This is a genomic window from Streptomyces sp. NPDC086080, assembly GCF_044540255.1.
Lineage (GTDB): Bacteria > Actinomycetota > Actinomycetes > Streptomycetales > Streptomycetaceae > Streptomyces.
Genome location: NZ_JBITRU010000014.1, coordinates 65,319 through 90,203, shown reverse-complemented (window position 1 = coordinate 90,203; position 24,885 = coordinate 65,319). Strand labels below are relative to the sequence as shown.

At 70.2% G+C, this 24,885-nt stretch carries 19 protein-coding genes; 17 read left to right on the top strand and 2 right to left on the bottom strand.

Translation table 11 applies throughout. The features are described 5' to 3' along the window. The first annotated feature begins 422 nt into the window (after positions 1 to 422). The 3 genes from ACIF9R_RS18455 (at position 423) to clpX (ending at position 3,290) form a co-directional block, all read left to right on the top strand. Positions 423 to 1,028, top strand: a complete 606-nt coding sequence (locus ACIF9R_RS18455; RefSeq protein ID WP_030217676.1) for an ATP-dependent Clp protease proteolytic subunit — start codon at positions 423 to 425, stop codon at positions 1,026 to 1,028. 111 nt (positions 1,029 to 1,139) lie between these two features. Further along, a complete protein-coding gene (locus ACIF9R_RS18450; RefSeq protein WP_399980917.1) occupies positions 1,140 to 1,820 on the top strand; it encodes an ATP-dependent Clp protease proteolytic subunit in 681 nt (226 codons plus the stop codon). Between the two features lie 183 nt (positions 1,821 to 2,003). Continuing rightward, positions 2,004 to 3,290, top strand: a complete 1,287-nt coding sequence (gene clpX / locus ACIF9R_RS18445; protein ID WP_399980915.1) for an ATP-dependent Clp protease ATP-binding subunit ClpX — start codon at positions 2,004 to 2,006, stop codon at positions 3,288 to 3,290. Positions 3,291 to 3,380: 90 nt separating this feature from the next. On the opposite strand, the gene ACIF9R_RS18440 is transcribed toward clpX, so the two are convergent. After that, positions 3,381 to 4,334, bottom strand: a complete 954-nt coding sequence (locus ACIF9R_RS18440) for a hypothetical protein (RefSeq protein ID WP_399980912.1) — start codon at positions 4,332 to 4,334, stop codon at positions 3,381 to 3,383. A 137-nt stretch (positions 4,335 to 4,471) separates the two neighbouring features. On the opposite strand from ACIF9R_RS18440, the gene ACIF9R_RS18435 reads away from it, so the two are divergent. From ACIF9R_RS18435 to ACIF9R_RS18380, 12 genes are all read left to right on the top strand, one after another. Further along, positions 4,472 to 7,096, top strand: coding sequence for a valine--tRNA ligase (locus ACIF9R_RS18435; protein ID WP_399980910.1), 2,625 nt, complete (start codon positions 4,472 to 4,474; stop codon positions 7,094 to 7,096). Positions 7,097 to 7,654: 558 nt separating this feature from the next. Then, the gene (locus ACIF9R_RS18430; RefSeq protein WP_399980907.1) at positions 7,655 to 8,716 is read left to right on the top strand and encodes an acyltransferase; all 1,062 of its coding nucleotides are present in this window, start codon (positions 7,655 to 7,657) and stop codon (positions 8,714 to 8,716) included. A 53-nt stretch (positions 8,717 to 8,769) separates the two neighbouring features. Then, the gene (locus tag ACIF9R_RS18425) at positions 8,770 to 10,290 is read left to right on the top strand and encodes a bifunctional folylpolyglutamate synthase/dihydrofolate synthase (RefSeq protein ID WP_399980904.1); all 1,521 of its coding nucleotides are present in this window, start codon (positions 8,770 to 8,772) and stop codon (positions 10,288 to 10,290) included. A 6-nt stretch (positions 10,291 to 10,296) separates the two neighbouring features. Beyond that, positions 10,297 to 10,647, top strand: coding sequence for a DUF4233 domain-containing protein (locus ACIF9R_RS18420; RefSeq protein ID WP_399980901.1), 351 nt, complete (start codon positions 10,297 to 10,299; stop codon positions 10,645 to 10,647). Between the two features lie 65 nt (positions 10,648 to 10,712). Next, entirely contained in the window at positions 10,713 to 11,126 is a 414-nt protein-coding gene (gene ndk / locus ACIF9R_RS18415) for a nucleoside-diphosphate kinase (RefSeq protein ID WP_399980899.1), read from the top strand. Between the two features lie 398 nt (positions 11,127 to 11,524). Then, entirely contained in the window at positions 11,525 to 12,544 is a 1,020-nt protein-coding gene (locus ACIF9R_RS18410; RefSeq protein WP_024887540.1) for a rod shape-determining protein, read from the top strand. Positions 12,545 to 12,803: 259 nt separating this feature from the next. Next, positions 12,804 to 13,745 (top strand): rod shape-determining protein MreC, encoded by a 942-nt coding sequence (mreC, locus tag ACIF9R_RS18405; RefSeq protein WP_399980896.1) that lies wholly within the window; start codon positions 12,804 to 12,806, stop codon positions 13,743 to 13,745. A gap of 13 nt (positions 13,746 to 13,758) precedes the next feature. Beyond that, positions 13,759 to 14,427 (top strand): rod shape-determining protein MreD, encoded by a 669-nt coding sequence (mreD, locus tag ACIF9R_RS18400; protein ID WP_399980894.1) that lies wholly within the window; start codon positions 13,759 to 13,761, stop codon positions 14,425 to 14,427. 114 nt (positions 14,428 to 14,541) lie between these two features. Next, positions 14,542 to 16,878: a penicillin-binding protein 2 gene (gene mrdA / locus ACIF9R_RS18395; RefSeq protein WP_399980892.1), complete on the top strand. Its 2,337-nt coding sequence runs from the start codon at positions 14,542 to 14,544 to the stop codon at positions 16,876 to 16,878. After that, complete coding sequence (rodA, locus tag ACIF9R_RS18390) at positions 16,875 to 18,077, top strand: rod shape-determining protein RodA (RefSeq protein WP_399980889.1); 1,203 nt, start codon at positions 16,875 to 16,877, stop codon at positions 18,075 to 18,077. Before mrdA ends, rodA begins: the two co-directional genes overlap by 4 nt. 114 nt (positions 18,078 to 18,191) lie before the next feature. Beyond that, positions 18,192 to 19,766: a CHAD domain-containing protein gene (locus tag ACIF9R_RS18385; protein ID WP_399980887.1), complete on the top strand. Its 1,575-nt coding sequence runs from the start codon at positions 18,192 to 18,194 to the stop codon at positions 19,764 to 19,766. A 64-nt stretch (positions 19,767 to 19,830) separates the two neighbouring features. After that, positions 19,831 to 21,795 carry a TIGR03960 family B12-binding radical SAM protein gene (locus ACIF9R_RS18380; protein ID WP_399980885.1) on the top strand — a complete coding sequence of 655 codons (1,965 nt, stop codon included), beginning with the start codon at positions 19,831 to 19,833 and terminating at the stop codon, positions 21,793 to 21,795. An 88-nt stretch (positions 21,796 to 21,883) separates the two neighbouring features. On the opposite strand, the gene ACIF9R_RS18375 is transcribed toward ACIF9R_RS18380, so the two are convergent. Then, positions 21,884 to 22,699 (bottom strand): DUF2637 domain-containing protein, encoded by an 816-nt coding sequence (locus ACIF9R_RS18375; RefSeq protein WP_399980883.1) that lies wholly within the window; start codon positions 22,697 to 22,699, stop codon positions 21,884 to 21,886. Between the two features lie 263 nt (positions 22,700 to 22,962). On the opposite strand from ACIF9R_RS18375, the gene ACIF9R_RS18370 reads away from it, so the two are divergent. Next, positions 22,963 to 23,772 (top strand): hypothetical protein, encoded by an 810-nt coding sequence (locus ACIF9R_RS18370; protein WP_399980880.1) that lies wholly within the window; start codon positions 22,963 to 22,965, stop codon positions 23,770 to 23,772. 304 nt (positions 23,773 to 24,076) lie between these two features. Then, positions 24,077 to 24,853 (top strand): TIGR03936 family radical SAM-associated protein, encoded by a 777-nt coding sequence (locus ACIF9R_RS18365; protein ID WP_399980878.1) that lies wholly within the window; start codon positions 24,077 to 24,079, stop codon positions 24,851 to 24,853. Positions 24,854 to 24,885 lie beyond the last annotated feature (32 nt).

Here is a 24,885-nt window from a genome sequence, read left to right as displayed (position 1 = left end):
CCCGAAGGGGCGCGGGGAACTGCGCGACCAGCCCCCACCGAGCCGCAGCCGCCCCCACTCCGGGCCGCCCCACGGAACCGCGCGACGTTCGTGCGACTCCGGTGCATCGCGGGCCGGCGCGGGGGAAGCCCCCCGAAGGGGCGCGGGGAACTGCGCGACCAGCCCCCACCGAGCCGCAGCCGCCCCCACTCCGGGCCGCCCCACGGCGACAACGCACCCGGCGCGTCCCGCGAAGCGCACCGCACACCTCTCTACGCCCCCGGCGAACACCCCCGTTACCGGGATTCCCCGGCGGAGCCACCGCGTTAGGGTCCATGAATACCAGGGGACATGAGTCACCGAACAAGGCTCCAGCCCCACAGGGATACGTGAGACGGCCCGGCGCCGTCGTAAGACGAGCAGGTGGATACGTGACGAATCTGATGCCCTCAGCCGCCGGCGAGCCTTCCATCGGTGGTGGCCTCGGCGACCAGGTCTACAACCGGCTGCTGGGCGAGCGGATCATCTTCCTCGGCCAGCCGGTGGACGACGACATCGCCAACAAGATCACCGCACAGCTGCTGCTCCTTGCCGCCGACCCGGACAAGGACATCTACCTGTACATCAACAGCCCCGGCGGCTCCATCACGGCCGGCATGGCGATCTACGACACCATGCAGTTCATCAAGAACGACGTGGTGACGATCGCCATGGGCCTCGCGGCCTCGATGGGTCAGTTCCTGCTGAGTGCCGGCACCCCCGGCAAGCGTTTCGCGCTGCCGAACGCCGAGATCCTGATCCACCAGCCGTCCGCCGGTCTGGCCGGCTCGGCCTCGGACATCAAGATCCACGCCGAGCGGCTGCTGCACACCAAGAAGCGCATGGCCGAGCTGACGTCCCAGCACACGGGCCAGTCGGTCGAGCAGATCACCCGCGACTCCGACCGCGACCGCTGGTTCGACGCCTTCGAGGCCAAGGAGTACGGCCTCATCGACGACGTGATCCCCACGGCCGCCGGCATGCCGGGCGGTGGCGGCACCGGGGCCTGAGCGGCCGTACGGAGCCCCGGTGGCCCGTAGACGCCCCACCGGGCCGCCGGCCCGGTGGAACCAGCCCCAGCAGCCCCAGCCGACCGCCTCAGCCCCCTTCCAGGAGACACCGTGAACGACTTCCCCGGCAGCGGCCTGTACGACCGAGCGCGCGCCGAGTACACCGGCCCCGCGGCCGAGTCCCGCTATGTCATCCCGCGCTTCGTCGAGCGCACCTCGCAGGGCATCCGCGAGTACGACCCGTACGCGAAGCTCTTCGAGGAGCGGGTCATCTTCCTCGGCGTGCAGATCGACGACGCCTCCGCCAACGACGTGATGGCGCAGCTGCTGTGCCTGGAGTCGATGGACCCCGACCGTGACATCTCGATCTACATCAACAGCCCCGGCGGGTCCTTCACCGCGCTGACGGCGATCTACGACACGATGCAGTACGTGAAGCCGGACATCCAGACGGTCTGCATGGGCCAGGCGGCCTCCGCCGCCGCCGTCCTGCTGGCCGCCGGCACGCCCGGCAAGCGCATGGCCCTGCCGAACGCGCGCGTGCTGATCCACCAGCCGTACAGCGAGACGGGCCGCGGCCAGGTCTCCGACCTGGAGATCGCCGCCAACGAGATCCTCCGGATGCGTACGCAGCTGGAGGACATGCTGGCCAAGCACTCCACCCGGCCGATCGAGAGGATCCGCGAGGACATCGAGCGCGACAAGATCCTCACCGCCGAGGACGCGCTGGAGTACGGCCTGATCGACCAGGTCATCACCACCCGGAAGATGGACAACACCAGCCTGCGCTAGCGCGAGGCGGGGGTGTGAGGTCTGCTGCCCCTTGGCACGGTTTGGCACGGTCCACGTCAAAGTGAACCGTGCCAAGGGGGGCCCGAACGGGGGGCCAGGCAAGGTACCGTCGGACATAAGGCAGCACCAGGAGCCGCCGGACGTTGACGTCCGGTCGTCTCCCAGGCGAAGGGGAAGCACACCGTGGCACGCATCGGTGACGGCGGCGATCTGCTCAAGTGCTCGTTCTGCGGCAAGAGCCAGAAGCAGGTCAAGAAGCTCATCGCAGGTCCCGGTGTGTACATCTGCGACGAGTGCATCGATCTCTGCAACGAGATCATCGAGGAAGAGCTCGCGGAGACCAGTGAGGTCCGCTGGGAGGAGCTTCCCAAGCCCCGCGAGATCTACGAGTTCCTCGAGGGCTACGTGGTCGGCCAGGAGTCGGCCAAGAAGGCCCTGTCCGTCGCCGTGTACAACCACTACAAGCGCGTCCAGGCCGGTGAGAACGGCGGCGCCCAGGGCCGTGAGGACGCCATCGAGCTGGCGAAGTCCAACATCCTCCTGCTGGGCCCCACGGGCTCCGGCAAGACCCTGCTGGCCCAGACCCTGGCCCGGATGCTGAACGTCCCGTTCGCGATCGCCGACGCCACGGCGCTCACGGAGGCGGGTTACGTCGGCGAGGACGTCGAGAACATCCTGCTGAAGCTGATCCAGGCGGCCGACTACGACGTCAAGAAGGCCGAGACCGGGATCATCTACATCGACGAGATCGACAAGGTCGCCCGCAAGAGTGAAAACCCGTCGATCACCCGTGACGTCAGCGGTGAGGGCGTGCAGCAGGCCCTGCTGAAGATCCTCGAGGGCACCACGGCCTCCGTCCCGCCGCAGGGCGGCCGCAAGCACCCGCACCAGGAGTTCATCCAGATCGACACGACGAACGTGCTGTTCATCGTGGGCGGTGCCTTCGCCGGACTGGAGAAGATCATCGAGGGCCGGGCGGGCGCCAAGGGCATCGGCTTCGGCGCGACGATCCGCTCCAAGCGGGAGATGGAGTCCAAGGACCAGTTCGAGGAGGTCATGCCGGAGGACCTGGTCAAGTTCGGCATGATCCCCGAGTTCATCGGCCGGCTCCCGGTCCTCACCAGCGTCCACAACCTGGACCGTGAGGCCCTCCTCCAGATCCTCGTCGAGCCGCGCAACGCGCTGGTGAAGCAGTACCAGCGCCTCTTCGAACTCGACGGTGTCGAGCTGGACTTCGAGCGCGAGGCGCTGGAGGCCATCGCCGACCAGGCCATCCTCCGCCAGACCGGCGCCCGCGGCCTGCGCGCCATCATGGAGGAAGTCCTCCAGGGCGTGATGTACGAGGTCCCGTCCCGCAAGGACGTCGCCCGCGTGGTCATCACCGCCGACGTGGTTCTCTCCAACGTCAATCCGACCCTGATCCCGCGCGACGCCCGCGGCCGGGGCTCCGGCGAGCAGAAGACGGCATAGCCACCCGGCGGCGGCAGCGAAACCGTCGGAAGGGGCCCCGGTCGACGACCGGGGCCCCTTCTCATGTCTCGTGCGTACGCTCCGTACGGTTCAGGACTTGACGCGCACCTCGTCGCGCACCTTGGTGGTGATGTCCGCCGCGGCGCTCTTGGTGATGTCCTTGGTGTTGTCACCGGGGGAGACGACCGCGATGGTGCTGTAGTCGCCCCAGGCGCAGAACCAGTTGGTCGTTTCCTTCTGCGTGAGGTCGTTCGTGCCCTTGGCCGCCTGGCACTTCATCACCGCGCCGTCGAGGTCGACCGACTCCGGCTCACCGACCAGTTCGGACATGAGCTTGTTGTCCGAGCCCTTCTCCGTCTCCTTCTTGAGGGAGGCGAAGACCCTGTCGACGGCGGCTTCCGGGTCGGTGACCTCACCGTACGCGCCGAAGAACGACACGCCCTTCGCGGTCAGCAGCTCGGCCTGGTCGGGAATCGTGGTCGGGTCCTGCGGGTCGTACTTGCTGAAGTCGGCCGTCGAGTAGGCGGCGGCGACGGACTTGCCGTTCTTGATACCGCCCTTGGCGAGGTCCTTCACCATGCTGGAGCTGGCGTCCTCGCCGCCCTCGCCGACCCGGGTGTACTCGCTCAGCACCGTCTCCGGCGTCGACAGCTTGTGCGGGCCGTCGTCCTCCAGGCCGGCCGCGCCGCCTCCGCCGATCACGAAGTACACGCCCACACCGATCGCCGCGACGACCGCGACCGCGCCGACGATGATGGCGGCCTTCTTGCCGCCGCCGCCCGGGGCGGAGGGCTGGGGCGGCGTGCCGTACGGGGCCTGGCCGTAGGGAGGCTGCTGGCCGTACGGGGCCTGCTGCGGCGGGACACCGGGCTGGCCGGGCTGCTGCGGGTAGCCGTACCCGGGCTGGCCGGGCGGCGGTGCCTGCTGGGGGTAGCCGTAGCCGGGCTGCGGAGCCTGCGGCTGCTGGCCGTAAGGTCCCGGCTGGCCGTACGGCCCGGGCTGCTGGGGCTGCCCGCCGTACGGGCCCGGCTGGTTGTAGCTCATTTCTGGGTTCCCCTCCAGATACTTATGCGTCGCTGACATCCTGACTCAGGAGTGACACCTTCAGACAGGCGGGGGTCGCACCGTTACAAAGGAAACGAGTTTCGGGACAGGCTCGTGACGCCTCTAAACTGAGCCTCGTGACCGAGAACGCTCAGCAGCAGCCACCCGCGCCCACGACCGAACTGCCGACCCAGTACGCGCCGGCCGATGTAGAGGGGCCGCTGTACGAGCGCTGGGTAGAGCGCGGCTACTTCGAGGCGGACGTGAAGAGCGACAAGCCGCCCTTCACCGTCGTCATCCCGCCGCCGAACGTCACGGGAAGCCTGCACCTCGGGCACGCCTTCGAGCACACGCTCATCGACGCGATCACCCGCCGCAAGCGTATGCAGGGCTTCGAGACGCTGTGGCAGCCCGGCATGGACCACGCCGGTATCGCCACGCAGAACGTCGTCGAGCGGGAACTCGCCAAGGAGGGCAAGTCCCGTCACGACCTCGGCCGTGAGGCGTTCGTCGAGCGGGTCTGGCAGTGGAAGGGCGAGTCCGGCGGCCAGATCAGCGGCCAGATGCGCCGCCTCGGCGACGGCGTCGCCTGGACGCGTGAGCGCTTTACGATGGACGAGGGCCTGTCGAGGGCCGTCCAGACCATCTTCAAGCGGCTCTACGACGACGAGCTGATCTACCGCGCCGAGCGCATCATCAACTGGTGCCCACGCTGTCTGACCGCGATCTCCGACATCGAGGTCGACTACCAGGACGACGACGGTGAGCTCGTCTCCATGAAGTACGGCGACGGGGACGAGACCATCGTCGTCGCCACCACCCGCGCCGAGACGATGCTCGGTGACACCGCCGTCGCCGTCCACCCGGACGACGAGCGCTACCGGCACCTGGTCGGCAAGCTCGTCAAGCTGCCGCTGACCGACCGCTCCATCCCGGTCGTCGCGGACGAGCACGTCGACCCCGAGTTCGGCACGGGCGCCGTCAAGGTGACCCCGGCCCACGACCCGAACGACTTCGAGATCGGCCGGCGGCACGACCTGCCCGCCATCGCCGTCATGGACGAGCACGCCGTCATCACCGCCCACGGCCCCTTCCAGGGCCTGGACCGGCTGGAGGCCCGCTCCGCCATCGTCGCCGCGCTGCGCGCCGAGGGCCGGATCGTCGCCGAGAAGCGGCCCTACGTCCACTCCGTCGGCCACTGTTCCCGCTGCAAGACCACCATCGAGCCGCGGCTGTCGATGCAGTGGTGGGTCAAGGTCGGCCCGCTGGCGAAGGAGGCCGGTGACGCCGTCCGCGACGGCCGCGTCACGATCCATCCGCAGGAGATGGAGAAGCGGTACTTCGACTGGGTCGACAACCTCCACGACTGGTGCATCTCGCGGCAGTTGTGGTGGGGCCACCGCATCCCCGTCTGGTACGGGCCGAACGGCGAGGTCGTCTGCGTCGGGCCGGACGACCAGGCGCCGACCGGCGAGGGCTGGCACCAGGACACCGACGTCCTCGACACCTGGTTCTCCTCCGGCCTGTGGCCCTTCTCCACGCTCGGCTGGCCCGAACAGACCGACTCGCTCGCGAAGTTCTACCCGAACTCCGTCCTGGTCACCGGCTACGACATCCTCTTCTTCTGGGTCGCCCGGATGATGATGTTCGGCCTGTACGCGATGGACGGCACCCCGCCGTTCCACACCATCGCCCTGCACGGCATGGTCCGCGACCAGTTCGGCAAGAAGATGTCGAAGTCCTTCGGCAACGCGGTCGACCCGCTGGACTGGATGGACACGTACGGCTCCGACGCGCTGCGCTTCACGCTCGCGCGCGGCGCCAACCCGGGCGTCGACGTGCCGATCGGCGAGGACTGGGTCCAGGGCTCGCGCAACTTCGCCAACAAGATCTGGAACGCGACGCGTTTCGCGCTGATGAACGGCGCGACGGTGGACGGCCCGCTGCCGGACGCGTCCGAGATGTCGCCGACCGACCGCTGGATCCTGTCCCGGCTGAACTCGACCGTCGCGGAAGTCGACGCGTTCTACGAGGACTTCCAGTTCGCGAAGCTGTCCGACGCGCTGTTCCACTTCGCGTGGGACGAGGTCTTCGACTGGTACGTCGAGCTGTCCAAGACGACGTTCCAGGCGGGCGGCGCGCCGGCCGAGGTCAGCAAGCGGGTCCTCGGTGAGGTCCTCGACGTCACGCTGCGGCTGCTGCACCCGGTGGTCCCGTTCGTCACGGAGACCCTGTGGACCACGCTGACCGGCGGCGAGTCGCTCGTCATCGCCCAGTGGCCGGGCGACAGCGGCTTCCGGGACGCGGACGCCGAGCGGGAGATCGGGACGCTCCAGTCCGTCATCACCGAGGTCCGCCGCTTCCGTGCCGACCAGGGGCTCCAGCCCGGCCAGCGGGTCCCGGCCCGGCTGGCCCTCGACGGCACGGCGCTCGCCCCGCACGAGCCGGCCATCCGCCAGCTGCTGCGCCTGCAGCCGGAGGGTGACTCCTTCACCGCGACGGCGACCCTGCCGGTCGCGGGCGTCGAGGTCGCGCTGGACCTGTCCGGTGTGATCGACGTCGCCGCGGAGCGCAAGCGCCTGGCGAAGGACCTCGCGGCGGCGGAGAAGGAGAAGGCCCAGGCGACGGCGAAGCTCGGCAACGAGGCGTTCCTGGCGAAGGCCCCGGACCACGTGGTCGACAAGATCCGCACCCGCCTGGCCAAGGCGGACGAGGACATCGCCCGCATCCGCACCCAGCTGGACCGCCTGCCCGCCGCCTGAGACCCGGCGGGGGCGGATACCGGGCTCGGCGTCCGGCGCTGGCCTGTGCCGGGTACGGGCTCGGCGTCCGGGACTGGGCCCGTACGTGACACCCGCCCGGGGGCGGATACCGGGCTCGGCGTCGGACACTGGGCCGGTGCGTGATGCGTGGCCGGTGGTGGATGCCGGGCTTGGCGTCCGGTGCTGGGCCTGTGCCGGGTATGGGGCTTGGTGTCCGGGACTGGGCCGGTGCGTGATGCGTGGTCGGTGGTGGATGCCGGGCTTGGTGTCCGGCGCGCTGGGCCTGTGCCGGGTATGGGGCTTGGTGTCCGGGACTGGGCCGGTGCGTGATGCGTGGCCGGTGGTGGATGCCGGGCTTGGCGTCCGGCGCGCTGGGCCTGTGCCGGGCATCGCGCCCGGCACCAGGGCGGGCGTCCGGCACCGGGCCCGGATCGTGCACGGCCCTCGACCGCTCCGGTCGGGGGCCGTTCACGTAGCGGCGGCCTTCGCGTAACCCGCCGGCGGCAGCCTGTTGCTTCGACCGTCACCAGGCCGATGCCGTCAGGAGCGATCCGCACGATGCCCCCCACCACGCCCACCACGCCCACCGCGGCCTCGCCGCCCGCCGAGCCGACCGCGCAGCGAGGATCCGGCGGGGAGCGGCGCCACGACATCGACCTCCTGCGGGTCGTCTGCACCGCCGCCGTGGTCCTCGTGCACGCCTCCGCCGAGTTCTTCGACGCGGGCCACCGTACGACCGGTGTCGTCGGGGACTCGGCCGGCCGGTTCGCCGTGCCCGTGTTCTTCGCGATGGCCGGCTGGGCGGCCCTGGTCGGCTCGCCGGTGCGCGGCGAGGCCCAGCTCCTCACCCGGCTGGGACGGATCCTGCGTCCGATGGCGGTGTGGACGGTGATCTATCTCCTCTGGCAGCAGTACGTGGCCGGGCGGCCGCCGGAGGCCGGCGACGAGGAGGCGCCGGACGCGCTCTTCGGGTCCGTCGAGGCCGCCTTCCACCTCTGGTACCTCTACACCTACGTGCCGCTCGTCCTGCTCCTCGGCGCCGCCGTGCTCGTCGTCCGGCGGCGCGCCACGCCCCGCCGGTCGCTGCTGCTGCTCGTCGCGTTCGCCGTCGCACCGGCGGCCGTCGGGGACGTGCGGACGCTCACCGGGCTGCCGCTGTCCGACTGGGGGTGGAACGTGTCGCTGTACTCGCTGGGGTACGCGGTGGCGGGTGCCGCCCTGCTCGGCGCCCGGCGGTGCGGTCCGCGCCCGCTGTGGCTCGGGGGCGCGGCGGTCGCGCTCGCCGCCCTGATCCTGTACCAGTTCACCGTGCGGCACCCCGCCGCGTACGGGAGCGTGACGGTGGCCGCGCTGACTTTCGCCGTGCTCGGCGCGGGACACGGGGTACGGGTGCCGGAGCGGGCCCGGGCGGTGCTGGCGCGGCTGTCGGACGCGTCGTTCGGCACGTACCTGGTGCATCTGCTGTGGGTGATGCTGCTGGTCGAGCCCGTCGCGGAGCGGGTGCCGCACGGCTTCTGGGCGCCCGTGGCGCTCGCCGTGACGGCGTCGGCCGCCGCCGTGCTGGCCTTCGCCGCGAGCGTCGCGTGGGGCCGACTGGGGCTGCGCAGGTGGCTCGGCTGACGCGGGGCCGGGGGCTGCCGGGCGCCGCCCGGGCGGTCCGTAGACTGGGCATCGTGAGCGAGCGCCCAGAATCAGCAGGTCCCGACCCGGACGACACCTTTGACGACTTCGCGGAGCTCGTCGAGGAGGAGACCCGCCGCGACCCCGACCTTGCGGTGATCGAGGCCGGCAGCCGTACCCTGCGCACCCAGGGCGGCGCGTCCCGGGCACAGGTGCCGTCGCGCCCCGAGGACCCCGAGGTCGACAAGGCCCTGCGCGAGGTGGAGGCGGAGCTCGCCACCCGCTGGGGCGAGACCAAGCTGGAGCCCTCGGTCAGCCGCATCTCCGCGCTGATGGACGTTCTCGGCGAGCCCCAGCGCTCGTACCCCTCGATCCACATCACCGGCACCAACGGCAAGACCTCCACCGCCCGCATGATCGAGACGCTGCTCGGCGCCTTCGAGCTGCGCACCGGCCGCTACACCTCGCCGCACGTCCAGTCGGTCACCGAGCGGATCAGCCTCGACGGGGCCCCGGTCTCCGCCGAGCGGTTCATCGAGACGTACGAGGACATCAAGCCGTACGTCGAGATGGTCGACTCCCGGCAGGAGTACCGGCTGTCCTTCTTCGAGGTCCTCACCGGCATGGCGTACGCCGCCTTCGCCGACGCGCCCGTGGACGTGGCGGTCGTCGAGGTGGGCATGGGCGGCAGCTGGGACGCGACCAACGTGATCGACGGGAGCGTCGCCGTGGTGACGCCCATCGACCTCGACCACACCGACCGCCTCGGCTCCACGCCCGCGGAGATCGCCACCGAGAAGGCCGGCATCATCAAGCGGGACGCGACGGTGATCATGGCCCAGCAGCCGGTCGACGCCGCTCAGGTGCTGCTGAAGAAGGCCGTCGAGGCGGACGCCACCGTGGCCCGGGAAGGCCTGGAGTTCGGGGTCGTCGCCCGGCAGATCGCGGTCGGCGGCCAGCTGGTGACGCTGCGCGGACTGGGCGGCGAGTACCCCGAGGTGTACCTCCCGCTGCACGGCGCGCACCAGGCGCACAACGCGGCCGTGGCGCTGGCCGCCGTGGAGGCGTTCTTCGGCGTCGGCTCCCAGCACGCCCGGCCGCTCGACGTCGACACGGTGCGCAAGGCGTTCGCCGCCGTCGCCTCCCCGGGACGGCTGGAGGTCGTACGGCGTTCGCCGACCGTCGTCCTGGACGCCGCGCACAACCCGTCGGGCGCGCGGGCGGCGGCCGAGGCGGTCGGGGAGGCGTTCGAGTTCACCCGGCTGATCGGTGTGGTCGGCGCGAGCGGCGACAAGAACGTGCGCGGACTGCTGGAGGCGTTCGAGCCGGTCTTCGCCGAGGTCGTCGTCACACAGAACTCCAGCCATCGCGCGATGGACGCCGACGAGCTGGCCGCGGTCGCCGTCGAGGTGTTCGGCGAGGACCGCGTCCAGGTGGAGCCGCGGCTGCCGGACGCACTGGAGGCCGCGATCACGCTGGCCGAGGAGGAGCACGAGTTCGCGGGCGGCGGTGTACTCGTCACCGGTTCCGTCATCACCGTCGGCGAGGCCCGACTGCTTCTGGGGAGGGGCTGAGATCCCGTGCGTACGCTCTGCGCTTCGACGCTGATCGGTGAGTTCTTCGTCATCGGGTTCGCCGGGCTGGTCGCCATGAAGGACCAGGACCTGTCCACCGGCACGGTGTGGACGGTGTGCGGGATCGCGATGTTCCTGTGCGTGGCCCTGTGCGGGGTGGTCACCCGGCCCGGCGGGGTGGCCCTCGGCTGGGCGTTGCAGATCGCCCTCATCGCCTCCGGGGTGGTCGTCCCGATGATGTTCTTCATGGGAGCGGTCTTCGCGCTGCTGTGGTGGGCATCGGTGCACTTCGGCCGAAAGGTGGATGAAGCGAAGGCCCGTTTCGCCGCACAGGCGGAGCAGCCTGACGCTGCGTGACAGATGCCCCGACACGCCCGGTAATCTCGTGTTCCCGCACCACTTCACGCACAAGGAGCTCCGTCGTGACCCAGCGCACCCTCGTCCTCCTCAAGCCCGACGCCGTCCGTCGTGGCCTGACCGGCGAGATCATCAGCCGTATCGAGCGCAAGGCCGGCTGGCGAGTCACCGCACTGGAGCTGCGCACCCTGGACCGCGCCATTCTCGAGCAGCACTACGCGGAGCACGTCGGCCGCCCGTTCTACGAGCCGCTGGTGGAGTTCATGGCCTCAGGGCCGGTCGTGGCGATGATCGTCGAGGGTGAGCGGGTCATCGAGGGCGTCCGCCGGCTGGCGGGTCCCACGGACCCGATCGCCGCCGAGGCGGGTTCGATCCGGGGCGACTTCGGTGTGATCGTCCGGGAGAACCTGATCCACGCCTCCGACTCGGAGGAGTCCGCCGAGCGCGAGGTGAAGATCTTCTTTCCCGGGCGTGTCTGACATCGTCCCGGCGCGCCGTGCGTGAAGTCGTGACGTACCGTGCGTGACCTCGTACAGCGCGCCGCGTGTGCCGCCGTACGGCCGTCCGTGCGGGAAACCCGCGCATAACGATCACGTCGCAGCCGTGTGCGGCGCATTTGCCGCCTGTCGGATGGTCTGGGGGCTTTGCCCCCGGACCTTTTTGGCATATGCACGGCGTTCGGGGGAACGGATGCCCCCGATGGCCCGTCTCCACAAGCAGGGCGAGACGCCATCTGATGACAATGGCGAAGACCCTCGCACAGTGTTCGCGAAGGCGCGTCTACCATGGAGCCTTCACGTCACCGCACCCACCTTGCCGACCTGAAAAGCCCTCAAAAGCTCGCGGGAAGGCCAGTCGAATCCTGATGGGGAACTCAATGTCGTTCATCGGCCGTGACATGGCTGTCGACCTCGGGACCGCCAACACGCTGGTGTACGTCAGGGGTCGTGGGATCGTACTCAACGAGCCGTCCGTCGTCGCGATCAACACCAACACCGGTGGCATCCTCGCGGTCGGTGCCGAAGCGAAGAAGATGATCGGGCGCACACCGGGCAACATCGTTGCCGTACGCCCGCTCAAGGACGGCGTCATCGCCGACTTCGAGATCACCGAGCGGATGCTCCGCTACTTCATCCTGAAGATCCACAAGCGGAGGTACCTGGCTCGTCCGCGGGTCGTCGTCTGTGTGCCCTCGGGGATCACCGGTGTCGAGCGCCGCGCCGTCATCGAGGCGTCGTCCCAGGCCGGCGCGCGCCAGGTGCACATCATCGAGGAGCCCATGGCCGCCGCCATCGGCTCCGGACTGCCGGTCCACGAGGCCACCGGCAACATGGTGGTGGACATCGGCGGCGGCACCACGGAGGTCGCGGTCATCTCCCTCGGCGGCATCGTCACCGCCCAGTCCATCCGCGTCGCGGGCGACGAACTGGACAACGCCATCATCCAGCACATCAAGAAGGAGTACTCCCTTCTGCTGGGTGAGCGCTCGGCCGAACAGATCAAGATCACGATCGGTTCGGCGTACGACCTCGACACCGACGAGCACACCGAAATCCGCGGCCGGGACCTGGTCTCCGGGTTGCCCAAGACCGTCGTCATCTCCGCGGCCGAAGTGCGCAAGGCGATCGAGGAGCCCGTCAACGCCATCGTGGACGCGGTCAAGACGACCCTCGACAAGTGCCCGCCGGAGCTGTCCGGCGACATCATGGACCGGGGGATCGTGCTGACCGGCGGCGGAGCGCTGCTGCGCGGCCTCGACGAGCGGCTGCGCCGGGAGACGGGCATGCCGATCCACATCGCCGAGGACCCGCTGGACAGCGTGGCGCTCGGCTCCGGCAAGTGCGTCGAGGAGTTCGAGGCGCTCCAGCAGGTGCTGGACGCCCAGCCCCGCAGATGACACAACGCGTCGATTCCGCCGTACGGGTGTTCTCCTCTCGTACGGCGGATCGCTGGTATAGAGGCATAGGCTCGCCCATAAGCCTCGAAAGCCACCCACGGGCCGTCAGGCCACCCGGCACCGGGAAACCGACCGCCGGACAACCGACCGCTGGGCAACTGACTACCGGGCACCCGGCTGTCGGGCACCTGACGGCCGGACAGCTGAACAACACGACACCGCACACCCGTTCTCGACGAGGAAGGCACGGCCGCCGCACGTGAGGGACACACGAGAGAGCCGGCTGCTCCTGGTGCTGCTGATCGCCACCGCGTTCGCGCTGATCACGGTGGACATCCGCGGAGGGGAGGATTCACCGGTCGACGGTGCCCGGCAGGCCGCGGCGACCGTCTTCGGCCCGATCGAGAACGGCGTGTCCAGCGCGGTCGACCCGATCGGCAACGCGGTCACCGCTGTGCGCGAATCCGGCGACCGGCACGACCGGCTCGCCGAACTGGAGCAGCAGAACGCCGCGCTCAAGGCCGAACTCGGCAGCGACGACCGCGCCCGCAGCCGCCTCGCCCAGCTCGACAAGCTGCTGAAGCTCTCCGGCAAGGGCCAGTACGGCATCAAGGGAGCCCAGGTCATCGCCATAGGAGCGGCCCAGGGCTTCTCCTGGACCATCACCATCGACGTGGGCGCGAACGACGGCATCCAGCGGGACATGACCGTACTCAACGGCGACGGACTCGTCGGCCGCGTCACCACCGTCGGCCCGAACACCGCCACCGTGCTGCTCGCCAGCGACCCCGACTTCACCGTCGGCACCCGCATGGAGAGCTCCGACGAACTGGGCTTCGCCTCCGGCCAGGGCGACCGCCCGCTGCGGGTGGAACTGCTCAACGGCAAGGCCGAGATCAAGAAGGGCGACCGCCTGGTCACCTTCGGCTCCCAGGCCGACAAGCCGTTCGTCCCCGGCGTCCCGGTCGGTGTCGTCTCCCGCGTCGACCCCTCCGGCGGTGACCTCACCCGCACCCTCTACGTCACCCCGTTCGTCAGCTTCAGCAAGCTCGACATCGTCGGCGTCGTCGTCCAGGCCCCCGGGAAGGACCCGCGCGACACGGTGCTGCCCAGGAAGCCCAAGCCGACTCCCACGCCGACCGTGACGGTGACCATCACCCCCTCCGCCGCTGCCGACGGCCTGAACCAGCAAGAGCAGTAGGAGCTGTCACCCCATGCGCGTCAACCGGATCCTGCTCTCCAGCTCGCTGATCGTCGTCGCCCTGGTGATCCAGGTGAGCGTCCTCGCCCGCCTCCATCTCCCGGGTGCCGTCCCCGACCTGCTGCTGCTGGTCGTCCTCGGCCTCGCCCTGGTCTACGGCCATGTCGGCGGCGCCCTCGTCGGCTTCGCCGCCGGTCTCCTCGCCGACCTCGCCCCGCCCGCCGACCACGCCGCCGGCCGCTACGCCCTCGTGTTGTGCGTCATCGGCTACCTCGCCGGACTCGTCAAACCCGAGAGCGGCCAGGTGAAGTCGGCCACCGGCCCCATGGTCGTCGTGGTCGCCGCCGCGGTCGGCTCCACCCTGCTCTACGCCGGTGTCGGAGCCCTCGTCGGCGACACCGCCGCCCGCCATGTCGGGCTCGGCGGACTGCTGTTCACCGCCGCCCTGTACGACCTGCTGCTCGCGCCGTTCGTCGTCCCCGGCGTCATGGCCCTGGCCCGGCGCGCCGAGAACGACCCGCTCGCCGAGACCAATTCCGCGGCATCCGGCGACATCTCCTCCGGCTGGCTCTCCGGCGGCACCGGACTGCGCATCGGAGGCCAGCGCGGCGGGCTGAAGGTCAAGGCCGCCCGCGCCCGGACGGCCCGCGCCGGCCGCATCAAGGGGGTCAAGCGCCTGTGACCTCCTCCAACTTCACCGGAACGAGTGAACGACGGCGGAACGCCGACCGGCACACCGGCCGTTCATCACTCGTACGCACATCCGCGCACACGCTCTGAGAGAGGAGGAAACCGCGTGACCAACATTCCCGAGACCGGCCGCAGCCCGCGGGTCCAGATCCGGCTCGTCGTCATCCAGGTCCTCGTCATCTCCCTCCTCGGCACCCTCGGCGGGCGCCTGTGGTACCTCCAGATCCGCGAGGGCGACCAGTACGCCAGGGAGGCCTCCGGCAACCACGTCCAGCAGGTCGTCCAGCCCGCCGTCCGCGGCTCCATCCTGGACGCGCGCGGAGTGGCCCTCGCGGACAACGAGACCCGGCTGGTCGTCTCCGCCTCCCGCACCGAACTCATGAAGATGAAGGACGACGGCAAGGCGGTCCTCACCAAACTCGCGGGCGTCCTCGGCATGAAGCCCGAGGACGTCGAGCAGAAGGTCCGGCTGTGCAACGCCGAGACCCCCCAGCCCTGCTGGAACGGCTCGCCGTACCAGCCCATCCCCATCACCGACGAGGCCACCCCCAGACAGGCCCTGCAGATCCGCGAACGCGCCGAGGACTTCCCCGGCATCACCGCCGAACCGCAGGCCCTGCGCCGCTACACCAGCCCCGGCAAGGCCAACACCGCCCAGGTCCTCGGCTACCTCTCGCCCGTCACCGACGAGGAGATCCAGCAGGCGCAGGACACCAGCTCGCCCTACCTGCGCTCCGACATGGTCGGCCGCTCCGGCCTCGAGCGTCAGTACGACAAGCAGCTGCGCGGCAAGGCAGGCGTCACCCGCTACGAGGTCGACAAGCTCGGCCGCGTCCTCGGCGAGGCCGAGGCCGACCCGGCCCAGCCCGGCGCCAACCTCGTCACCAGCATCGACTCCCGCGTCCAGCGCATCGCCGAGTACGAGCTGAACGAGGCGATGAAGGAAGCCCGCAAGCAGCACGACCGCAACACCAACCGTAACTACGAGGCCGACTCCGGCGCCGTCGTCGTCATGGAGGCCAGGACCGGCCGCGTCGTCGCCATGGCCTCCAACCCGACCTACGACCCCAACGCCTGGGTCGGCGGCATCTCCGCCAAGGACTACGCCACCCTCACCGGCGAGAAGTCCAACTACCCGCTGCTCAACCGCGCCACCCAGGGCCTGTCCGCGCCCGGCTCCGTCTTCAAGGTGATCCCCACCGCCGCCGCCATACAGGCCGGCTACTCCTTCGAAGGCCCCTACGAGTGCTCCAGCTCGTACTCCATCGGCGGACAGGTGTTCAAGAACTTCGAGTCGCAGAGCTTCGGAGGCATCAGCCTCGGCCGCGCCCTCGAGGTCTCCTGCGACACCGTCTTCTACCGGCTCTCCCACGAGGAGTGGAAGCGCGACGGCGGCAACAAGCCGAAGAAGAAGGCCAACGACTGGTTCTACAAGACCGCCCACCAGTTCGGCCTCGGCGAGGAGACCGGCATCGACCTGCCCAACGAGGTGACCGGCCGCGTCCCCGACCGTCAGTGGAAGAAGGACTACTGGACGGCCAACAAGGACGACTGGTGCAAGTACGGGAAGAAGGACGGCAGCTACGCCGAGAAGATCGCCTACGAGAACTGCCTCGAAGGCAACCGGCTGCGCGCGGGTGACTCCGTCAACTACTCCATCGGCCAGGGCGACACCCTCGTGACGCCCATCCAGATGGCCACCATCTACGCGGCCATCTCCAACGGCGGCACCCTCTACACCCCCACCATCGGCAAGGCCGTCATCAGCCCCGACGGCAAGACGGTCACCGAGATCGAACCCAAGGCGCACGGCAAGCTGCCGACGTCGAAGAAGACGCTCGCCCAGATCGACGAGGCCCTCGAAGGAGTCGCCACCCGCGGTACGGCCGCATGGCGATTCGGGGGCTGGCCACAGGACGAGATCCCGATGCACGCCAAGACCGGTACCGCCGAGGTCCACGGCAAGCAGACCACGTCCTGGTTCACCACGTACACCAAGGACTATGCGGTCGTCATGACGATCTCCCAGGGCGGGACGGGATCCGGCGCCTCCGGCCCCGCCGTCCGTAAGATCTACAACGCCCTGTACGGCGTCTCCGAGGACGGCGAGATCGACAAGAAGAAGGCGCTGCTGCCCACCCCGCAGAAGACCCTCCCCAAGGTCCGCACGGACGGCACCATCAAGTCCCCGAAGATCTCCAAGGACCCCGCCAAGGACCGGACGACCCCCTCGCCCGACGCACAGGCCACCACCCCGCAGGGCGACCCCGACCCGCAGCAGGCCGGCACAACCCCCTCACCCGAGAACACCAACCGCGAAACCCGCCGCCGCGAGCGACGCAGGGGCGGCGGACCCGGCAGGGGACCCGGCGGTGGCGCCAGGCTCCGCACCCGCCACCCCCGGCGCGGCGGCCGGACCGGAACACGGAGGACGGCGTCATGACCGGCGGCGTCAACAGCTTCCAGGTCTCCGGATACGGACCCGAGCGCGCCGGCTGGACCCGGGTCTTCGCCCGCGACTCCCTCGCCCGCCGCCTCGACTGGCCGATACTGCTCTCGGCGATCGCCCTGTCCCTGCTGGGCTCCCTCCTGGTCTACTCGGCCACCCGCAACCGCACCGAGGTCAACCAGGGCGACCCCTACTACTTCCTGGTCCGGCACTGGCTGAACACCGGCATCGGACTCGCCCTGATGATCGGTGCCATCCTGCTGGGCCACCGCGCCCTGCGCACCGCCGTACCCCTGCTCTACGGAGCCTCGGTCTTCCTGATCCTGCTGGTGCTCACCCCGCTGGGCTCCACGATCAACGGCGCCCACTCCTGGATCAAGCTCCCCGGCGGCTTCTCCCTCCAGCCCTCCGAGTTCGTGAAGATCACGATCATCCTGGGCATGGCGATGCTGCTCGCCGCCAGAGTCGACGCCGGCGACAAGCCCTACCCCGACCACCGCACGGTCCTGCAGGCCCTCGGCCTGGCCGTCGTCCCCATGCTGATCGTGATGCTCATGCCCGACCTCGGGTCGGTCATGGTCATGGTCATCATCGTCCTCGGGGTCCTGCTCGCCTCCGGCGCCTCCAACCGATGGATCTTCGGCCTGCTCGGCGCCGGTGCCGCCGGCGCGATCACCGTCTGGCAGCTCGGCATCCTCGACGAGTACCAGATCAACCGCTTCGCCGCCTTCGCCAACCCCGAACTCGACCCCGCCGGCGTCGGCTACAACACCAACCAGGCCCGCATCGCCATCGGCTCCGGCGGACTGACCGGCTCCGGCCTCTTCCAGGGCTCCCAGACCACCGGCCAGTTCGTGCCCGAGCAGCAGACCGACTTCGTCTTCACCGTCGCCGGTGAGGAACTCGGCTTCGTCGGCGGCGCCCTGATCATCGGCCTGCTCGGCATCATCCTCTGGCGCGCCTGCCGCATCGCCCGCGACACCACCGACCTGTACGGCACCGTCGTCGCCGCCGGCATCGTCGCCTGGTTCGCCTTCCAGACCTTCGAGAACATCGGCATGACCCTCGGCATCATGCCGGTCACCGGTCTGCCCCTGCCGTTCGTCTCCTACGGCGGCTCCTCCATGTTCGCCGTATGGCTGGCCATAGGGCTGCTGCAGTCGATCAGACTCCAACGGCCGATGTCCGCGTAGCGGCGGACGCCCCGGCCGACGCCCGCGCGGCACCCGGCCCTCCGCCCGGCCCGCACCTCACCGGTGCGGAGCGGCCCACTGCCGCTCCGCACCCACGGCGACTAGATTCGATCCATGGCGGACACCAAGCGCGAGATCGAGCGAAAGTACGAGTCCGGCAGCGGCGGACTGCCGGACCTGACCCGCGTCCCCGGCGTCGCATCCGTCCGCGACCGGGGCGTCACCCACCTCGACGCCACCTACCACGACACCACCGACGAACGTCTCGCAGCGTCCGCCATCACCCTGCGCCACCGCACCGGAGGTTCCGACGCCGGCTGGCACCTGAAGTTCCCCGTCGCCCCCGGAGTGCGCGACGAGATCCACGCCCCCCTCTCCGACACCCTCCCGGAAGAACTCGCCGCCCTCGTCCGCTCCCGCGTCCGCGACCGGCCCCTGCTGCCCGTCGTCCGGCTGCGCTCCGACCGCGACGTACGCCACCTCCTCGACGCCGACGGCCGGCTGCTCGCCGAAGTCAGCGTCGACACCGTCCACGCCGAACGCCTCACCGGCGACGGCGGCACCGCCCAGTGGACCGAGATCGAGGTCGAACTCGCCGACGACGGCGACCCCGCCTTCCTCGACAAGGTCGAAAAACGCCTGCGCAAGGCCGGTGTACGCCCCTCGGAGTCGACCTCCAAACTGGCCCGGGCCCTGGCCGAGACGGCACCCGGCGACGGCACCCCGACCCCGGCGAGCACCCCCGCCCCCGCCACGGCGCCGGAAGCCGCCCCGCAGCGAAAACGGCGCTCACGCACGGTCGGAAAGCCGGTCACCTCCGGGGACCACGTCCTCGCCTACCTGCGTGCCCAGCGCGACGCGCTGGTCGAACTCGACCCCGCCGTGCGCCAGGACCTCCCCGACTCCGTCCACAGCATGCGGGTCGCCACCCGCCGCCTGCGCAGCGCCTTCCGCACCTTCCGTACCGTCCTCGACCGCGAGGTCACCGATCCCGTCGCCGCCGACCTCAAGTGGCTGGCCGGCGAGCTCGGCCTCGACCGCGACCAGGAGGTCCTCGCCGAACGCCTCAGGACGGCCCTCGCCGACCTGCCCGGCGCCCTCGTCTCCGGCCCCGTCGGCGACCGCCTCACCACCTGGTCAGAGGCCCGCCACGCCGGAGCCCGCGGACGCCTCTCCGGCATCCTCGACTCCCGCCGCTACCTCACCCTCCTCGACACCCTGGACGCCCTGATCGACGACCCGCCCCTGCGCGAGAAGGCCGGGGCCAAGCCGGAGAAGACCCTCACCAAGGCCGTACGCAAGGACCTCGACAAGCTCACCGCCCTCGTCACCCACGCCATCGAGCTTCCGCCCGGCAGCGACCGCGACGCCGCCCTGCACGAGGCCCGCAAGAAGACCAAGCGCACCCGCTACGCCGCCGAGGCCGCCGTCCCCGCACTCGGCGAACCGGCGAAGGAACTGGTCAGGTCCATGAAGTCGCTGCAGGGACTGCTCGGAGACCACCAGGACAGCGTCATGGCCCGCCGGACCCTGCGCGAGCTCGCCGCCGTCGCCCACGCGGCCGGGGAGAACGCCTTCACCTACGGCGTCCTCCACGGCCGGGAGGAACGCCGCGCGGAGATCGCCGAGAACGCCCTCCCCGAAGCCTGGACATCGATCACCGAGGACCTTCGGCCCTGGACAACGTAGGGAGTACCCCTCCAGCCGCGTTACGCTGGATGGTCACCCCACTCAGCACACAAAGGTTCGCGAGATGCCCGCCGAAGCCGCCGAGTCTGTGTTCCCGCAGCTCGAAGCTCTGCTCCCGCATGTGCAGAAGCCGATCCAGTATGTCGGCGGAGAGCTCAACTCCACGGTCAAGCCCTGGGAGAGCTGTGACGTCCGCTGGGCGCTCATGTACCCGGACGCGTACGAGGTCGGACTGCCCAACCAGGGCGTCATGATCCTCTACGAGGTCCTCAACGAACAGGACGGCGTCCTCGCCGAGCGCACCTACAGCGTGTGGCCGGACCTGGAGGAGCTGATGCGGGAGCACCGGGTCCCCCAGTTCACCGTCGACAGCCACCGCCCGGTGAAGAACTTCGACGTGTTCGGCCTGAGCTTCTCCACCGAGCTCGGCTACACCAACATGCTCACCGCCCTGGACCTGGCCGGCATCCCCCTGGAGGCCAGGGAGCGGACGCTCGACGACCCGATCGTCATGGCCGGCGGCCACGCCGCCTTCAACCCCGAGCCGATCGCCGACTTCATCGACTGCGCGGTCATCGGCGACGGCGAGCAGGCCGTCCTGGAGGTCACGCGGATCATCCGCGCCTGGAAGGAGGAGGGCCGCCCCGGCGGCCGCGAGGAACTCCTCTTCCGCCTGGCGAGGACCGGCGGGGTGTACGTCCCCGGCTTCTACGACGTCGAGTACCTCCCCGACGGCCGTATCGCCCGTGTCGTACCGAACAGGTCGGGCGTGCCGTGGCGCGTGTCCAAGCACACCGTCATGGACCTCGACGAGTGGCCCTACCCCAAGCAGCCCCTCGTCCCGCTCGCCGAGACGGTCCACGAGCGGATGTCCGTCGAGATCTTCCGCGGCTGCACCCGGGGCTGCCGCTTCTGCCAGGCCGGCATGATCACCCGCCCGGTGCGCGAGCGCTCGATCACCGGCATCGGGGAGATGGTCGACAAGGGCCTGAAGGCCACGGGCTTCGAGGAGGTGGGCCTGCTCTCGCTCTCCTCCGCCGACCACTCGGAGATCGCCGACATCGCCAAGGGCCTCGGCGACCGGTACGAGGAGGACAAGGTCGGCCTGTCTCTCCCCTCCACCCGCGTCGACGCCTTCAACATCGACCTCGCCAACGAACTGACCCGCAACGGCCGCCGCTCCGGCCTCACCTTCGCCCCGGAGGGCGGCTCGGAGCGCATCCGCAAGGTCATCAACAAGATGGTGTCGGAGGACGACCTCATCCGCACCGTCGCCACGGCCTACGGCAACGGCTGGCGCCAGGTGAAGCTGTACTTCATGTGCGGCCTGCCCACCGAGACCGACGACGACGTGCTGCAGATCGCCGACATGGCCACCCGCGTGATCGCCAAGGGCCGCGAGGTCTCCGGCTCCAACGACATCCGCTGCACGGTCTCCATCGGCGGCTTCGTCCCCAAGCCGCACACCCCCTTCCAGTGGTCTCCGCAGCTCTCCGCCGAGGAGACCGACGAACGCCTCGGCAAGCTCCGCGACAAGATCCGCGGTGACAAGAAGTACGGCCGCTCCATCGGCTTCCGCTACCACGACGGCAAGCCCGGCATCGTCGAGGGCCTGCTCTCCCGCGGCGACCGCCGTATCGGCGCGGTCATCCGCGCCGTCTACGAGGACGGCGGCCGCTTCGACGGCTGGCGCGAGCACTTCTCGTACGACCGCTGGATGAACTGCGCGGACAAGGCCCTGGCACCCTTCGGCGTCGACGTCGACTGGTACACCACCCGCGAGCGCACCTACGAGGAGGTCCTCCCGTGGGACCACCTCGACTCCGGCCTCGACAAGGACTGGCTCTGGGAGGACTGGCAGGACGCCCTCGACGAGACCGAGGTCGAGGACTGCCGCTGGACCCCGTGCTTCGACTGCGGTGTGTGTCCTCAACTAGACACAAGTATTCAAATCGGACCAACGGGGAAGAAGCTGCTGCCGCTGACCGTCAAGAACGCGGCCCCGGTGTCGAGCGGTCACGCGCACTGAGGTGAGAGAAGCGCCTGTGGGCGCGCGTGCGAGAAAGCGGCCCCCGTCGACGGCGGGGGCCGCTTCCGCGTGCTGGCGGGGGCCGGCGTTACGGGACCTCGCGGCCGTAGGGGCGGGTGCGGTGGCGGGGGGCGACGGTGCGGCGGGGCGGGCGGGTGAGGGTGATCTGGCGGACCAGTTGCTGGAAGCAGGCCAGGGCGGCCACGCCCGGCAGTGCCGCGGCGGCGGTGTCGGTGAGGGTGCGGGGGGCCTGGGCCACGCAGAGGAGTACCGCCACGGAGGAGAAGAGCAGGACGACGAACCAGGAGTGCAGGGCGCGCCGTTGGTGCAGTGCCGCGCGGAGGATGGAGAGGGTTCCCGCCAGCCAGGGGCCGTAGACCAGGATGGGCCACCAGGCCGATGAGCTGCCGCTGCTGTGTGCCGTGGTGACGAGGAGCAGGGGTTCATAGGTGACCACGCCGCTGAAAACGCTCACCATCGACACGGTGACCGCTGCCATGGCGGCGATGGCGTAGCTGGCGACGCGCAGCGCGTCGGGGCGTTTGCGCGGGGGTCTGCGGTGGCCGCGCGGGGCGGCGCGCAGGGGTGGCAGCTCGGCCGTGATCTCCTGCAGATTGCCCAGCGGGGTGCCGACGGGAGGTGCGGTGACCGAGGCTTCCTCGCGCGGGGGCGGCGCGGCCGCGGCGTACTCCTCGCTGCGGGCCTCCTGGAGCAGATAGGCCAGTTCCTCGGCGGGGTCCCAGGGCGGTACGGCCGGTTCCATGCCGGGGTCCCAGGGTGGGACGGCCGGTTCCACCGGTTCCGCGTAGACGGCTCCGGCCCGGTGCCGTCCTGTGCCCGCCTCGTTGAATTGCTCCGGGATGTCGGCGCTGTACCAGCGAGGGTCGTAGCGTTCATCATTCATGTCAGGATTGATTCATCGGGCCGGTGGGGGCAATCAACGGCGGTTCTGTGCCGTGCGGTGGGAGTGGCCCTGACCTGCTTGCCTTCATACAGCGACTAACGGCGGCCGTTTCACTTGGATGCGCGGCGAATGAGTGAACAGCCGTGGTGAAAATCGCTTTGTGCAAGCCTCGTCATTCCGTTTTTTTCGACTGATGTTCAGCATATGAAGGGCCTTGTCGGGGGTCCGGGATCCATGCGGGCCGCTCCGGCGTCTACGCGGGTATGGATCTCGAGAAGTCGTCGGTGCCCGCGCGTGGAGAGGGGTGCCTCGTCGTGGCGCTCCGCATGCCCGTGCGGATCGTGGTGCTGGTGCTGGTCGTGCCGGTGCGGATGGTCTGGGACGCGCTCGTCGTCGTCGGGCGGTTCCTGGGGGACACGGTGTTCCGGCCGCTCGGGAGGGCCTTGCTGTGGCTGGGCCGGGGGGTGGCCTGGCTCGGGAAGGTGCTCGTCGTCGTGCCGGCCGTGGCGCTGTACCGGTACGTACTGGCTCCGCTCGGGTGGTATCTCGTCGTCGTGCCCTCGGTGTGGGTGTACCGGTGGATCCTGACGCCGCTCGGGCATGCGGCCGTGTGGTGCGGCAAGGGGCTGTACTGGATCGTGCGGGTCCTGCTGGTGCTGCCCGCGCTCGTGGTGTGGCGGTGGGTCCTGGCGCCGGTCGGGCGGGTGCTGGCCGTGGTCGCGCGGGAGGTCGGGGCCGCGTTCGGGCATGCCTGGCGCATCGCCGGGCACATCTCGCTCGTCGTGGGCCGGTTCCTCGCGGCGCTCCTGCGGTGGGCCTTCGTGGAGCCCGCGCGGTGGGTGTACCGGAGTGTGCTGACTCCGGTGGGGCATGCGGTGCGCGATGCCGTGCTGCGGCCGGCCGCCGAGGCAGCACGCCGTGTGGGACGTGCCACACGGCAGGCCCTCGCCCCCGTCCGTATGACCGTCCGTCAGGCCCGCGCCGAGGTCCGGCGGGCTCTCCTCGGTGAGCCCAAGAGCCCTCGCTCCGGGGGAGACCGAGAACTGGCGCGAGGGGTGGGGCGCGGAAAGTGAGTGAGGGGCAGGGGGAGCTCTCCAAGCGCTGCTGGGGCCGGGACGGGGACCGTTCCTGCGGCTGGTGACCGCTGTCCCGGCACCGGCGGTGACAGGGGCGCCCCGGATCGCCGGGAACCGGCGGCCCGGCTCACACGTACTCTGAGGGGGACCACGACCCCGTCGACCGGCCGGGCAGGCAGGCCGGCCGGGTCGTCGTCGTACGGCCGTACGCTGGAAGGGAGGCGCGCCCCGCGTCTCCCCGCAACGAGGAGAAGATCCACTGGGCAAGCGACAGCCCGAAGGCCCGCCGCCCGCACCCGCGGTGCAGCGCATCCGACTGCGCTACACCAAGCGCGGCCGCCTCCGGTTCACCAGCCACCGTGACTTCCAGCGTGCCTTCGAGCGCGCGCTGCGCCGCGCCGAGGTGCCGATGGCGTACTCGGCGGGGTTCACGCCGCACCCGAAGGTGTCGTACGCCAATGCCGCACCCACCGGCACGGGCAGCGAGGCGGAATATCTGGAGATCGCGCTCACCCGGCCGCGGGACCCCGAGCGGCTGAGAGCCCTTCTCGACGAGTCGATGCCCACCGGGCTCGACATCGTCGAGGCGGTCGAGGCCCGCACCTCGGGACTCGCCGACCGGCTCACGGCGTCCGTGTGGGAACTGCGGCTGGACGGTGTGACCTCCGAGGAGGCCCGCCGCGCGGTGGAGATCTTCGACGCGGCCGGGACCGTGGAGGTCCAGCGCCGCACCAAGAACGGCGTCCGCACCTTCGACGCCCGCTCCGCGGTCGTGAGCCTGGAGGCCGCCGAAGCGCCCGTGCTCCAGGCTGATAGGCCGGCCGGCCGGCCCTGTGCGATACTGCGGCTGGTTGTTCGGCACGTGACGCCTGCCGTACGACCCGACGACGTCCTGTCCGGTCTCCGCGCCGTGGCCGACCTGGCGCCGCCGGTCCCCGCAGCGGTGACCAGGCTGGCGCAGGGGCTGTTCGATGAAGAGACCGGCACGGTGACCGACCCGCTCGCGCCCGACCGCGAGGCAGCAGCGACCGAGCCGCATCCGGCCGGCGCCGCTGCCGTCGCGACGGCGCCGGCGTAAGGAAGGTCCCGCGTAGGGACGGATGTCGTAAG